At 60.6% G+C, this 14,178-nt stretch carries 8 protein-coding genes and 1 tRNA gene; 2 read left to right on the top strand and 7 right to left on the bottom strand.

What is annotated here, in order from left to right:
• Positions 1–4: 4 nt before the first annotated feature.
• Positions 5–1,006 (bottom strand): 4-hydroxy-3-methylbut-2-enyl diphosphate reductase, encoded by a 1,002-nt coding sequence (gene ispH, locus GOB83_RS03995; RefSeq protein WP_086645653.1) that lies wholly within the window; start codon positions 1,004–1,006, stop codon positions 5–7.
• Positions 1,007–1,248: 242 nt separating this feature from the next.
• Between ispH and GOB83_RS03990 the strand changes: the two genes are divergently transcribed.
• A complete protein-coding gene (locus tag GOB83_RS03990; protein ID WP_086645711.1) occupies positions 1,249–1,839 on the top strand; it encodes a hypothetical protein in 591 nt (196 codons plus the stop codon).
• Between the two features lie 76 nt (positions 1,840–1,915).
• Here GOB83_RS03990 and GOB83_RS03985 read toward each other — a convergent pair whose 3' ends face one another.
• The 5 genes from GOB83_RS03985 to GOB83_RS03965 form a co-directional block, all read right to left on the bottom strand.
• Complete coding sequence (locus GOB83_RS03985; RefSeq protein WP_165925306.1) at positions 1,916–3,280, bottom strand: ABC1 kinase family protein; 1,365 nt, start codon at positions 3,278–3,280, stop codon at positions 1,916–1,918.
• Positions 3,270–5,126, bottom strand: a complete 1,857-nt coding sequence (locus GOB83_RS03980; protein WP_165925305.1) for a M3 family oligoendopeptidase — start codon at positions 5,124–5,126, stop codon at positions 3,270–3,272. The genes GOB83_RS03985 and GOB83_RS03980 overlap by 11 nt, the downstream gene beginning before the upstream one ends.
• Positions 5,127–5,259: 133 nt before the next feature.
• Positions 5,260–9,816 carry a glutamate synthase large subunit gene (gene gltB / locus GOB83_RS03975; RefSeq protein ID WP_165925304.1) on the bottom strand — a complete coding sequence of 1,519 codons (4,557 nt, stop codon included), beginning with the start codon at positions 9,814–9,816 and terminating at the stop codon, positions 5,260–5,262.
• Positions 9,816–11,261 (bottom strand): NAD(P)-dependent oxidoreductase, encoded by a 1,446-nt coding sequence (locus GOB83_RS03970; RefSeq protein WP_086645657.1) that lies wholly within the window; start codon positions 11,259–11,261, stop codon positions 9,816–9,818. The genes gltB and GOB83_RS03970 overlap by 1 nt, the downstream gene beginning before the upstream one ends.
• 196 nt (positions 11,262–11,457) lie before the next feature.
• The gene (locus GOB83_RS03965) at positions 11,458–12,414 is read right to left on the bottom strand and encodes a complex I NDUFA9 subunit family protein (RefSeq protein ID WP_086645712.1); all 957 of its coding nucleotides are present in this window, start codon (positions 12,412–12,414) and stop codon (positions 11,458–11,460) included.
• Between the two features lie 190 nt (positions 12,415–12,604).
• Here GOB83_RS03965 and GOB83_RS03960 point away from each other — a divergent pair.
• A tRNA-Leu gene (locus GOB83_RS03960) sits at positions 12,605–12,691 on the top strand.
• A gap of 178 nt (positions 12,692–12,869) precedes the next feature.
• On the opposite strand, the gene GOB83_RS03955 is transcribed toward GOB83_RS03960, so the two are convergent.
• Positions 12,870–13,784, bottom strand: coding sequence for an N-acetylmuramoyl-L-alanine amidase family protein (locus tag GOB83_RS03955; RefSeq protein ID WP_373321587.1), 915 nt, complete (start codon positions 13,782–13,784; stop codon positions 12,870–12,872).
• Positions 13,785–14,178: the final 394 nt, after the last annotated feature.

Here is a 14,178-nt window from a genome sequence, read left to right as displayed (position 1 = left end):
ACCTTTAGCCCAAGGGTGCGGGAAGACGGAACGTTACGTTTTCTTCCTTCACGATCCGTTCTTCAATGCACAGGGTGTAACGCTTGGCCATTTCTGCCAGCATTTCCTGCACCAGAGCTTCCGGTGCGGAGGCACCCGCCGTAATGCCCAGCGTACCCACGCCATCAAGCACGGACCAGTCCAGCGCATCCAGACGGGGCACCAGCAGGGCACGGGCAGCGCCAGAGCGTTCGGCCACTTCCCGCAGACGCTGGGAGTTGGAGGAGTTGGGCGAGCCAATAACAATAACCAGATCGCACTCGGGGGCTATGGTCTTGACCGCTTCCTGCCGGTTGGTGGTGGCGTAGCAGATATCCTCGCGCTTTGGCCCTTCGATCAGGGGGAAGCGCTCACGCAGGATGTCCACGATTTCTGCCGTATCATCAACCGAGAGGGTGGTCTGGGTAATAAACGCCAGCATGCTCGGGTCCGCAGGCTGCACGCTGCGGGCTTCGTCTGCATCGTTGATCAGGGTTACAGCCCCGGCGGGGAGCTGGCCCATGGTACCCACAACCTCGGGGTGGCCGGCATGGCCGATCATGAGGATATGGCGGCTTTCCGGGCCACCTGCGGCATAATGGCGCTCGGCCTCGCGGTGGACCTTGGACACCAGCGGGCATGTGGCATCCAGATACAAAAGGTTGCGGCGCTCGGCTTCGGCCGGCACGGTCTTGGGCACGCCATGGGCGGAAAAAACAACGTGACCATCTGCGGGAACTTCGTCCAGTTCCTCCACAAAGATGGCACCCTGTGCCTCCAGCTCCTCTACAACGGTGCGGTTATGAACGATCTCGTGTCGAACATAGACCGGCGCGCCGTAACGGCGAATGGCTTCCTCCACCACACGGATGGCGCGGTCCACCCCGGCGCAAAAGCCGCGCGGGCCAGCCAGAAGGACCTTGAGTGAGCGGCCATGCTGCGTATCCGCGGTCTGGGTGGTGGTAAGGGTGTCAGTTTGATCGGGCATGGTGTTCCCCAAAGTTGCAGCGGACTGTATAGAGAAGATAACTGGCTATGAAGACGCATACTGAAAACAGGCTACGCCCGAAACCCGGTAAAGGCCGTGGCAGTTGTGGCCTACGCAAAGGACGCATGTGATGCAACCCGTTTTGCAGCATTCAAGACGTGAAACACGCACGCTGCCGGGCGTTGCGGGTTGGTGCGTCACCTATTTTTGTTCCTCCACCCCTTATAATGCCGGATCACTCCATGCCTTATGATCTTACCCGCCTGCGCCGCCTGCTCCCCCGCGTAACTGCTTGTGGCGCACTGGCCATGGGCCTGCTGACAACTCTGGCGGCCTGCAGTGGCGGAGAAAGCGCCTCCATGGAGTTCGCACCTGCCTGCCCCATTACACATATCCCCTCCGAGGCAGCGGATTATTACCTGTATAACGGGAAAGGTACCGGTTTTGGTGATCTGGTAGCGCGGGCCAGTATTGTCAAGCTGGAGGGAGAATGCTCCGCCGGTGGCCCCAAGGACCTGAAGACCCGAGTCGTACTGCATATTACGGTTGAACGCGGCCCAGCCTCCTCTACCGAGATGCTGAACATACCGTGGTTTATTGCCGTGATGCATGGCGACCGGATTGTGAACAAGCACATCTTCCGCCACACCGTTACGTTCCCGGCCAACCTTGCAACGTTTGACACCACCAGCAAGGTGGTCACGATCGACCTGCCAATTCCCCCCCGCAATGTCGATTCCGACTACCGGTTCGAGGTGGGATTCCAGCTAAGCCCACGTCAGCTTGAATATAACCAGACGCACCTCAAACGGGCGAACTACCAAGCTTACTAAGCAAATTGGGGTGCGCAAGGGAGCATCCGCCCTTGTGCACCCCACCGTTACAAGCCTGTAACGCGCGCCCCGCCCATTAGGTGGCAGGCGGTGCGTCAGGGGGGAAGCGGGCCTCTTTTATGGCGGCGTTCTGCCGGTCGGTCAGGGCCTGCTCATCAAACCCTTCCACAATTTCGTGGAACAGTTCGCTCCAGTTCATTTTAACCTTGAGCCGCATGAATACCGACCCAAGCCCGATGGCCGAGCGGTCCACCAGCACAAATTCGCGCGGCAGGCGCACACCCCCTGTTTTTTGTAGCCCTTCATGCACACGGCTCAACACCTCGCGCCCGTGTTCGGGGGTGTTCTCTTCCTGAATGTAACGCTCACGGTTATCCATGAGCGGGGCATAAAGCAGGCTTGCCCATTCATTGAGCACACGCACCTTCTCGCGCGAGAGGTCCTTGAAGCCCCACGCCTCGTACGCAAGGGCGGCCAGGTCCTCATCCTTCGTGCGCAGGGCGTTGTACAGGTCGATATTACCCTTGATGAACGAAGGCCGGAAAATGCGGATCGCCCCAAAATCCAGCAGGTTCAGTCCGCCATCCTCACGCACGGTAAAGTTGCCCATATGCGGGTCACCATGCACCACACCATACTGGTAGAGTGGCACGTACCAACCCCGGAACAGGGCACGAGCAATTTTCTTTTTCTGCTCATCTGAAAGCCCGGCCTTGATGGCGGCATTCAGGTTCTGGCCAGCAACCCACTCCATGGTCAGCAGGCGGCGGGTACTCAGCTCATCTACCGGCAGCGGTACGGTTACATCCGGGCAGTCGCGCAAAATGGCGTGATAGAGGCGCATATTGGCGGCCTCACGCCGGTAATCCAGCTCTTCCCGCAGGCGTTCGGCCAGTTCTTCCACCACATCATCCTGACGGATGGCATTATCAAGCTTATGGTAAACACCAATGGCCATGCGGAACTGCTTGAGGTCCGCCTCCACTGCCGAGTTCATGTCCGGGTACTGGAGCTTGCAGGCCACGCGGCGGCCATCGGCCAGAATGGCTTGGTGCACCTGCCCAAGGCTTGCAGCCGCGGCGGCCTCCTTGCCAAAGGCGCGGAAGTTTTTCTCCCACCCTGCTCCAAGTTCCGCCGTCATGCGGCGGCGCACAAAGTTCCAGCCCATGGGTGGCGCGTTGGACTGGAGCTGGGCCAGTTCCTCCGCATATTCTTCCGGCAATGCGCCGGGTATGGTGGCCAGAAGCTGCGCAGCCTTCATGAGCGGGCCTTTAAGCCCCCCCAGCACGGATTTAAGGTCTTCCGCGTGGGTCAGGCCCGTGGTGCGGATCCCCATTTTGTGCCCGGCCATACGTGCGGCAATGCCCCCCACCGTGCCGGTGGTCTGCACCATACGCCGCAATTCCCCGAACATGCCGGAGTTATCAAGATCACGCGCCATGCTCTGCCTGCTCCAACTGGTCAATAAAGCCGGAAATCACATCCAGCCCCTTGCGCCAGAAACCGGGGTCCGAGGCATCCAGCCCGAAGGGGGCCAGCAGTTCCTTGTGGCGCAGCGTGCCACCGGCTTCCAGCATGGCAATGTACTTGTCCTGAAAACCCGGAGCCCCTTCGCTGAACACCTTGTACAGCGCGTTTACCAGACAATCCCCGAACGCATAGGCGTACACATAGAAGGGGGAATGGATAAAGTGCGGGATATACGCCCAGAACACATCGTAATCAGGGGTAAAGTTAAAGGCCGGACCAAGGCTTTCGGTCTGCACCGCGCGCCAGATTTCACCAATCCGTTCGGGCAGCAGTTCGCCTTTTTTCCGCTCGTCATGCACGCGGGTTTCAAACTCGTAGAATGCAATCTGGCGCACCACGGTGTTGAGCATATCCTCCACCTTGCCAGCCAGCAGCAGGCGGCGGCGGGCGGGGTCTTTTTCCGTATCCAGAAGGGACTGGAAGGTAAGCATCTCCCCAAACACACTGGCGGTTTCGGCCAGTGTGAGCGGGGTGTCGGACATCAGGTAACCCTGCTTTGCCGCCAGAACCTGATGCACGCCGTGCCCCAGTTCGTGCGCCAGCGTCATCACATCCCGAATGCGTCCGTGGTAGTTGAGCAGAATATACGGGTGGGCCGATGGCACGGTGGGGTGGGCAAACGCGCCGGGGGACTTGCCGGGAGCGGGAGGCACATCAATCCACGGGCTGCTCAGGAAGGTGTTGATCACCTTGCCCATGCGCGGGTCAAACCCGTCATACGCCTTCTGCACAATGGATTTGGCTTCAGTCCACGGAATCTGGCGGTCCTCGCAACCGGGCAGAGGGGCGTTGCGGTCCCAGTGCTCCAGCTTGTCCAGCCCCATCCATTTGGCCTTGAGCGCATAATAACGGTGGGACAAACGCGGATAATCCGTGCGCACGGCTGAAACCAGCGCATCCACCACGCCATCTTCCACCATGTTGGACAGATTGCGCGAGGATGTGGGGCGGGCAAAATGCCGCAACCCGTCGGATATGGATTTGTCCTTGGCCAGCGTGTTGGTAATGAGCGCAAACAGGCGCACATTCCCTTCAAACACGCTCCCCACGGCCTTGCCTGCGCGCTCGCGCACTCCACGGTCTGTATCGGACAGGCGGTTAAGCGCATCGCCCACCGTCATGGTCTGCCCATCCACCGTAACCCGCAGAGCGGCTATGGTTTCATCAAACAGGCGGCACCATGCCTGCGCGCCGGTTACGGATTTTTCCAGCAGCACTTTTTCCACGTCATCGCCAAGCTGGTGGGGGCGGTACATGCGCACGTCACGCAGGTAAGGCTGCCAGCGGGCAAGAGCGGGATCGTCCATTTTGGCCTGAAGGTCGGCCTCTTCCAGCCGGTTGAGTTCCAGCCCAAAGAACAGAAGGTCGGTGGAAATATCGGTCAGCCGTTCGTTAATGGACTGGCTGAAGCGGCTGATGGACGGGTTGGACGAATCCGCAGCAAACAGCAGCGAGGCATAGGAGCCTGCCCGGCCCAGTTTTTCCTCGATCTCTTCAAACTCGCTCATGGCCTGCGCCAGCTGCCCGCCGTTCAGGCTGTTCAGGCGGCCCTGATACAGCTTGGCAAAGCTTTTGGCAGCCGCGGCAGCTCCAGCCAGATCGGCCTCCAGTTGCGGGTCGTCCATGCCCGCGTACAGGGCCGACAGGTCCCAGCGCGGCAGGGCAGCAGCGCTCTGGTCGGAGGAAGGGGCAGGTCCGGCTTCCGCCGCCATGAGCGGAAGTGACAGCGAACGGGAAAAATGCGCGGTATGTTCCATGCCCCCACTCTACCGCGCAAATCCACCAGAGGCGAGAGCCCTTGCATGCAAAGACAAGGCACCAGAACGGCAAAACGGGCGAGAGCCATAAGCCCCCGCCCGTTTTGTGCACGCATGCCCTGTAAAGGCTGGTTCAGGCCGATTGGGCCTGTTCTGCGCCTTCAACATCAAAGCCGATGATTCTGGCGTAGTCGCGGGGCACAATCTGCCAGAACTGGGGCAGAACCTCGTCCCACTTATGCAGCAGCATGGAGGCGTAGGCCGAGCCGGTTTCCTCCACATGGCGTTCCACCAGAGCACGCAGGCTTTCGGCCCATTTGGGGTCGGTTACACGCGACCACAGCAGAGCTTCGGGGTTGATGCGCTTGGTAAAGCCCCCATTGCTGTCCAGCACAAAGGCCATGCCGCCGGTAAAGCCTGCGCCAAAATTGTCGCCCACTTCACCCAGCACCACAACGGTACCACCGGTCATGTATTCACAGCAGTTGGAACCGCAACCTTCAATAACCGCTGTCGCGCCAGAGTTACGCACGGCAAAGCGTTCACCCGCCTGCCCTGCGGCATACAGCTCACCCGCTGTAGCGCCGTAGAGCACCGTGTTGCCAATAATGGCGTTCTGGTTGGACACAAGCGTAGAGGACGGAGACGGACGAACCGTAATGGTCGCGCCCGAAAGGCCCTTACCCACGTAATCGTTTGCATCGCCCAGCACTTCCAGCTTGAGGCCCTGCACCGCAAACGCCCCAAGGGACTGCCCGGCCGAGCCGCGCAGGCGCACGGTCAGGTGGCCCGGAGCCAGCGTTTTCATGCCGAACTGACGCACGATGAGGGAGGAAATGCGCGTGCCAATGGCGCGCTGGGTGTTCTGCACATTGTAGTGCAGCTGCATTTTCTCACCATGGTCAAACAGCGGACGGGCATCGTTGATCATCTGCGCGTCCAGCGTATCGGGCACCTCGTTACGGCCTTCAAGCGTGCAGTAACGGGCAAACGGCCCCGGGTCTGCCTGCGAAAGCAGGGAGTTCAGGTCCAGATCGTCCAGATAATCCGCCCCGCGGGAAACCTGACGCAGCAGGTCCGTGCGGCCGATAATCTCGTTCAGCGTACGGAAGCCAAGGGAGGCCAGAATGTTCCGCACATCCTCCGCAATGAAGGAGAACAGGTTGATCACCTTTTCCGGCGTACCTTCAAACTTGGCGCGCATGGCCGGGTCCTGCGAGCACACGCCAACCGGGCAGGTGTTGGAGTGGCACTGGCGCACCATAATGCAGCCCATGGCCACAAGGCTGGCCGTGCCAATACCAAACTCTTCCGCACCCAGCATGGCGGCGATCACCACATCACGCCCGGTCTTGATGCCACCATCGGCACGCAGGCGCACGCGGTGGCGCAGACGGTTGAGCATGAGAACCTGATGCGTTTCCGCCAACCCCAGCTCCCACGGCAGACCCGCGTATTTGATGGAGCTGACCGGGCTTGCCCCCGTACCACCGGAATGGCCGGAAATAAGAATGGCGTCGGCCTTGGCCTTGGCCACACCCGCGGCAATAGTGCCAATACCCGAACGGGCCACCAGCTTAACGGTTACGCTGGCATCGGGGTTGATCTGTTTGAGGTCATAAATAAGCTGGGCCAGATCCTCGATGGAATAAATATCGTGGTGCGGCGGCGGGGAGATCAGCGTAACCCCCGGCGTTGCATGGCGCAGCTTGGCAATAAGCTCGGTGACCTTGAAGCCGGGCAGCTGCCCGCCCTCACCCGGCTTGGCCCCCTGGGCCACCTTGATTTCCAGCTCGCGGCAGTCGTTCAGATACTGTGCGGTCACCCCAAAACGGCCAGACGCCACCTGTTTGATGGCAGAGGATGCGTTATCCCCATTCGGGCGTGGTTTGGCGCGTGCCGGGTCTTCCCCGCCCTCACCGGAATCGGATTTTGCGCCAATCCGGTTCATGGCGATGGAGAGGGTCTCATGCGCTTCAGGGCTGAGTGCGCCGAGCGAAATGGCAGGCGAGATCAGGCGTTTACGCAGCTGCGTAATGCTTTCCACCTCTTCTACCGGAATAGGCGTGCGCCCTTCGCGGAAGTCGAGCAGGTCACGCAGGGCCACGGGCGGCTGGGCACGCACGGCATCGGCGTAACGCTGGTAAATAGTAAAGCTGTCTGTTGCCACGGCGGTCTGGAGCATATGGATCAGCCCGCCATCAAATGCGTGCTGCTCCCCACTGCGGCGCAGTTTGTACAGCCCGCCAACCGGCAGGGTGAGCGCGGAAGCCGAACCCCATGCCTGCTCGTGGAAGCTGAGCGCGTTGCGGGCAATACCCGACAGGCCAATACCGGAAATGCGCGAAGGCATACCGGGGAAGAACTCCGCCGTAAGCGCGCGGGACAGGCCCACGGCCTCAAAGTTGCAGCCACCACGGTAGGACGCCACAATGGAAATACCCATTTTGGACATGATCTTGAGCAGACCCTTGTCCACCGCCTTGCGGTAGCGCTCCATGCATTCACGCAGGCTGCGGCTGCCAAACAGGCCACGACGATGGCGGTCTGCAATGCTTTCCTGCGCCAGATACGGGTTAACTGTAGTGGCGCCCACACCAATGGTCACGGCAATGGCATGCACATCCAGCGCCGTGGAGGTGCGCACGTTAAGCGAGGTAAAGGTACGCAGGGACGTCCGCACCAGATGCGTATGCACGGCCCCGGTGGCCAGAATCATGGGGATGGAAGCCCGGTCGGGGGACTGGCCTTCATCCGTCAGGAAGACATGGGTGCAGCCACCCCGCACGCTTTCCTCCGCCTCGCGGCGGATGCGGGCAATGGCCTCACGCAGACCGGCCTCACCATCCTTTGCGGGGAAGGTGCAGTCAATCACACTGGCGGACGTACCGCAGAAGCCGCGCAGGGCCTCATACTCGCCCGAGGTCAGAACCGGGCTGGGCAGTTGCAGCATGTCGCACTGTTCGGCCGACTGGTCGAGAATGTTGCCAAGGTTGCCCAGACGCGTGGCAAGGCTCATCACCCCCGATTCACGCAGGCTGTCGATGGGCGGGTTGGTCACCTGGCTGAACATCTGGCGGAAATAGTGCGACAGGCCACGGTAACGGGGCGACAGCACGGCCAGAGGTGTATCATCCCCCATGGAGCCAATGGCTTCGCTCGCGTCTTCCACCATCGGGTGGAGCAGGGTTTCCAGCTCTTCCAGCGTGGTGCCTACGGCCAGCTGGCGGCGGCGCAGTTCATCGCCCGTGTAGTAAACCGGCTCGGTCACTTCGGAGCGGACAAGATGGCCGATCTTCTGGGTGCGTTTGATCCAGTCAGAAAAATCCTGACGGGAGGACAGCACATCCAGCAGGGCGCTGTTGCCGTAGAGTTTGGCGTCGTCCAGATCCACACCAATCATCTCGCCCGGGCCAAGGCGACCACGGCTGACAATGGCGTTTTCAGGCACGCGTACCATACCGGTTTCGGACCCCACAATCAGCAGGTTATCGGTTGTAACCGTATAGCGCAGCGGGCGCAGGCCGGAGCGGTCCAGCCCGGCCACAACCCAACGGCCATCGGTCGCGCACAGGGCGGCGGGGCCGTCCCACGGTTCCATAACCGCGTTGCAGTAGGTGAACATGTCCCGGTGTTCGGGCTTCATGGCCGCATTGCCGCCCACGCTGGCGGGGATCATCAGCGCCTTGGCTGCGGGCGCATCCCGCCCGGCAAAGGTCAGCAGTTCAAACACGTTATCCAGCGTTGCCGTGTCTGACCCACCAGCCTGCACCAGAGGCTTGATGTCCGCCATCCACGGGTCCAGATCCGGATGAGACAGCCGTGTTTCGTGGCTTTTCATCCAGTTGATGTTGCCCGAAATGGTGTTGATTTCACCATTATGGGCAAGGCGGCGGAACGGCTGAGCCAGCTTCCATGTGGGGAAGGTGTTGGTCGAATACCGCTGGTGGTAAATGGCAAAGCGGCTGACAAAACGTTCGTCCAGCAGATCCGGGTAGAACTCGGTCAGATGCTCGGCAAGGAACATGCCCTTATAGATAAGGGAGCGGCAGGAGAGCGAGCAGATATACAGGTCCACCTGCGCTGCAATGGCAGCCTTTTCTATCCGGCGGCGAATAACGTAGAGGTCGCGCTCAAACGCTTCCTCCGTTTTGCCCGGCAGGTTGCGGATAAGGATCTGCTCGATTTCGGGGCGGGTTGCATTGGCTTTTTCACCAATGCAGGAGGTGTCGATCGGCACCTGACGCCAGCCGTAAATGCCATAGCCAAAGGCCAGAATCTGGGTTTCGATAATCTGGCGGCACTGTTCCTGCGCCACAAAATCGGTCTTGGGCAAAAACACCTGCCCCACGGCAATGGGGCCATCGCTCGGGCGGTCGCCCGTGCTGGTGATGGCGTCAGCAAAAAACTCCTGCGGGATTTCTACATGAATGCCCGCGCCGTCGCCCGTTTTGCCATCGGCATCAACCGCGCCACGGTGCCAGATGGCTTTAAGCGCGGCAATACCGGCTTCCACCACCTCACGCCGGCGCTTGCCGTCCAGTGCCGCCACAAGGCCCACACCGCAGGAATCGCGTTCGTCCGCCGGGTCATACAGCCCATCCAGCGCCTGTACGTTGGCGTCCCACGCCTTGAGAAACTCTTCACCGCTTTCAGCGGAAACAGTGTGCGAAAACTGTTCCATATCCATTATCCCTGCTCCGCCGTACGAGCCATTGCATCGGCCTTGATCCACTCATGGATGCTCTGGGCGGCTTCCCGCCCGTCCTTGATCGCCCACACGACCAGACTGGCCCCACGCACAATATCCCCTGCTGCAAACACACCGGGCAGCGAGGTCATGAAGCTTTTCTGGTCCACCTTGAGCGTACCCCAGCGCGATGCCGCCAGAGCGGGCTCATCCCACAACTGCGGCAGGGGTTCGGGGTCAAAGCCGAGGGCTGCGATCACCAGATCCGCTTCCAGTGTAAAGGAGGACCCTTCCAGCGGTTCCACCGACTGGCGGCCCGAAGCATCGGGCAGGCCCAGCTTCATGCGGGATGCACGCACACCTGTTACGTGGGTGTCGCCCAGAAAAGCTTCGGGGGCGGCCAGCCATTCAAACTGCACGCCTTCTTCTTCCGCGTTCTTCACCTCACGCGTGGAGCCGGGCATGTTCGCACGGTCACGGCGATAGAGGCAGCGCACCGATTTGGCACCCTGGCGGATAGCCGTACGCACGCAGTCCATGGCCGTGTCACCACCACCCAGCACCACCACGTTTTTACCTGCGGCATCCAGCGCCTGCGCCTCATCAGGCAGGACATCCCCAAGGGAGCGACGGTTGGAGGCGGTCAGGTAATCCAGCGCCTTTTCAATCCCGGCAAGGCCCGCACCGGGGCCACCAATGGCGCGGGACTTGTACACGCCTGTTGCGATCAGCAGCGCATTATGCCGCCCACGCAGTTCAGCAAAGGACAACTCGCCCGGGCCGTTGCCAATACCCTGCCCCAGATGGAAGACAACACCGCCCTCCACCAGCAGTTCATGCCTGCGGGCCACAATATGCTTTTCAAGCTTGAAGCCGGGAATACCATACACCAGCAGGCCGCCCACACGGTCATACCGGTCATAGACATGGACCTGATAACCCTGCGCACGCAGTTGGTCTGCCGCAGCCAGCCCTGCGGGGCCCGCCCCAACAATCCCTACGGATTCGGCGCGCTCACGCAGGGGGCTGACCGGCTTGACCCAGCCGTTTTCAAACGCCGTGTCCGTTACAAACCGCTCAACTGCGCCAATAGTCACGCTCTCGAACCCCGGTTCGATCACGCAGCTTCCTTCACACAGGCGATCCTGCGGGCAGATGCGGCCACAGATTTCGGGGAAGGTGTTGGTAGCGGAGGAGACACCATAAGCCTCCTCCAGCCGGCCCTGCGCCGTGAGCATCAGCCAGTCGGGAATGTTGTTCCCCAGCGGGCAGTGAACAGAGCAGAACGGAACGCCGCACTGCGAGCAGCGGCTAGCCTGTTCGGTGGCCTGTTCTGGCTTAAAGTCGTCGTAAATTTCGTCAAAATCCGTCCGCCGCTCAGCCGCCGTGCGTTTTTGTGGCTGCTTTTGCGGAACGGAGACAAATTTCAGCATCTTGGTTGTCATACGCCATCCCCGGCTAACAAGGGCGCGGCAGACAGTCCTCGCCCCCCTAAAATCAAGCAGGAGGGAAAGTGCCTGTTATCCTTCCGGATAAAAAGACAGCATTGCTTACCTATTTTAATTTTAGGCCCGGAATGGCGTTAAATGGCGTATTTTTTATAAAATAATTGGTTCCATTCCGGACCTTTATGAACCCAACCTACCGTTGCGGAACAAAAACCCCGGACCGACCGCCGCCAGCCCTGTACCGTTCCAGATAGAAGGGCACACAGGCCGCCACACTGCGCGGCACAATACCCAGCACCTCGAACCCCGATTCCGTTGGTGGCACAACATTATCCTGCGAGAGCATGAGCAACTGGTCGCGTGTGAGCAGCTTGCCCGGCAGACGCTCCAGCACCGCTGCCTGCAACCGCGCCAGCGCCAGAGGCACACGCATAACGGGCTTGTCACGCTGCGTCTGCTGCAATGCGAACTCGGCAATATCCTGCATGGTCATAATATCTGGCCCGCCAAGCAGCCATTCCCGCCCGGCCAGTTCGGGCGTGGTCGCCAATTGCGCCACGGCCTGCGCCACATCCCCCACATAAACAGGCTGCACGCGGGTAGTTGCCCCATAAACCGGCATAAACGGCAGGTAGCGCGCCAGCGTACCAAACAGATTAAAGAATTTGTCTTCCGGCCCAAAAATAACCGAAGGGCGAACAAGGGAGGCATCCGGACGGAACTGCCTGACCAGCTCTTCCCCCGCAGCGCGGCTCCGCCCGTAGGCAGAGGGCGCATCGGCCGAAGCACCAAGGGCGGACATGTGCACATAGCGCGCAACCCCGGCCTCCGCCGCAAGGCGGGCCACGCGCCCCGCCCCTTCCACATTGACCGCCTGCAAGCTCTGCGCGGAGGAGGAGGACAGAACCGCCGCAAGGTTGACCACCACATCCGCCCCGCGCACGACACAGGCCACCGTGCTGTCATCCAGCACCGAGGCATAAAAAGGCGCAACCTGCCCCACCCGCCCCATGGGGCGCAGCAGGGCACCCTGGTCCGGCCTTCGGCTGGCAACACGCACCGTGTACCCGGCCTGCGCCAGACACTGCACAACATACTGGCCAACAAAGCCATTCCCGCCCAGCACGGCCGCAGTCTTGTTCCCACTCATGCCCGCATTCCCTTGCTTCAGTCTCTTGCGCTTCACGCAATACATGCACTGTGTTGCATTCGCTCCCAACAGGCCAGAGGAGGGGCCGACACAAATTCGTCAAAAAAAAATCATTTTACCTGTTGACGGTAGCATGTGTGCGGGGTAAATGCCTCTTCACCAGCCCGGAACACTCCGGGTTGCCATTTGAGCCCAGATGGCGGAATTGGTAGACGCGCAGGTTTCAGGTACCTGTGACCGAAAGGTTGTGGAAGTTCGAGTCTTCTTCTGGGCACCAAATTCTCCCCCGGGAATTTGTCAAGCAAAGCAGCCCCCGCAAGGGGGCTTCTGCTTTTCTGGCCTCCCGCTTTACTCTCCCCTCTTCAAAAATGCTGATGCCCTGAGCGCAAGCCGCCAGCATTTTGGCCGCAGGCTATTCCTGCCACCCCGGCAACAGCACACACCCCAAAATAGTTTCAGCCTGCCAGCCCCGCGCCAGCAGAGGCAAAATACAGGTTAACGGCATGGCACATGGCCCCTGCCACCATAGCCCTGTGCCCTGCCTGCCGCAGAGCCGCCTCATCCAGCCTGTTGGACATAAAGCCCATTTCCACCAGAACCGAGGGAATCTGTGCGGATTTAAGCACCGCAAATGCCGCATGGCGGTGCGGATGCGTTAAAAGCTGCACGCGGGACTGAAAAGCAGACACCACCGCCTGCGCCATATGCGAGGACCCCTTGCGGGTTTCCTCCGTTACCAGACTGGCCAGAATACGCTGCACCTCGGGCGAAGCCCCGTGCACCATGGGGCCACCAAAGCGGTCTGCACTATTTTCTGTACGGGCCAGATCTGCCGTCTGGCTGTCCGATGCCCCGTGGGCGTGGGTGTACACGCTCGCCCCACGCACACTGGCATTATGCAGCGCATCTGCATGCATGGACACAAAAAGAGACGCCCCGTGCTGCTGGGCCATATCCACCCGCCCGTCCAGCGGAATAAAGTGGTCACTCGAGCGCGTAAGGGCTACGCGGTAGCGCCCCGTTGCCAGCAACTGCCGCGCCAATTCCTGCGCTGCGGCCTCTGCCACGTGCTTTTCATAGGTGCCGGAAAAACCAATGGCTCCGGGGTCTTTACCCCCATGCCCCGGGTCCAGCATGACCAGCGGCTTGGGTGGCTGGGCACGCCCGACCACAGCAGGTGCATGCACCGCCGCAGTATGGTGCGCCGTACGCGCACTGGCTGGAGCCAGAGAACTGGCCACAATACCAGCCCCCACCACCCCGCCTGCCGCAGTGGTCAGGAAGGTTCTGCGCGGCACGGACAGGCTCTGCGGTGCAGGGAGCAGCAGGTGCGTATCCGACCAAACGTGGTCCGGCCTGTGCGGTGCCATCAAGCGCGCCTTTATCCTTGGGTTATCTAGCGGACACTGTGCCCGAAAAATGGCAAAAAAATAACCACCCATTTACACCCCAAAGCCTTTATTACGAATAGCTTGCAGTCTTGCTGTATTTGGGTCATGCTTAATGTGCATGGCATCTGGGCATTAGTGTACCTGCCGTGCGCCCTGCTTGTAGCCTTTTGGGCGTTGTGTTTGCGCGGCATGCCCCGCCACCACCCAGCACCCGGAAGCCGAGCAAAGTGATGATTGAAGGATACACGACCATAGCTCGCCCCATTGCCCTGAGTATCTCGGCCAGACCACAGGCACCAGCATGCCTGCCGGGTACTGGCGCGCGGCTGCCAGCGGGCTTTGGGTGCACCTTCGGTTTTCCATTTCACGCCTG

The organism is Acetobacter fabarum (assembly GCF_011516925.1).
GTDB lineage: Bacteria > Pseudomonadota > Alphaproteobacteria > Acetobacterales > Acetobacteraceae > Acetobacter > Acetobacter fabarum.
The sequence above is the reverse complement of the archived record's forward strand: the minus strand, read 5'-3'. Positions and strand labels throughout refer to the sequence as shown.

Coding starts and splice junctions, on each gene's coding strand:
- ispH (WP_086645653.1), bottom strand. CDS start 1,006: ATGCCCGATCAAACTGACACCCTTACCACCACCCAGACCGCGGATACG.
- GOB83_RS03990 (WP_086645711.1), top strand. CDS start 1,249: ATGCCTTATGATCTTACCCGCCTGCGCCGCCTGCTCCCCCGCGTAACT.
- GOB83_RS03985 (WP_165925306.1), bottom strand. CDS start 3,280: ATGGCGCGTGATCTTGATAACTCCGGCATGTTCGGGGAATTGCGGCGT.
- GOB83_RS03980 (WP_165925305.1), bottom strand. CDS start 5,126: ATGGAACATACCGCGCATTTTTCCCGTTCGCTGTCACTTCCGCTCATG.
- gltB (WP_165925304.1), bottom strand. CDS start 9,816: ATGGATATGGAACAGTTTTCGCACACTGTTTCCGCTGAAAGCGGTGAA.
- GOB83_RS03970 (WP_086645657.1), bottom strand. CDS start 11,261: ATGACAACCAAGATGCTGAAATTTGTCTCCGTTCCGCAAAAGCAGCCA.
- GOB83_RS03965 (WP_086645712.1), bottom strand. CDS start 12,414: ATGAGTGGGAACAAGACTGCGGCCGTGCTGGGCGGGAATGGCTTTGTT.
- GOB83_RS03955 (WP_373321587.1), bottom strand. CDS start 13,784: ATGGCACCGCACAGGCCGGACCACGTTTGGTCGGATACGCACCTGCTG.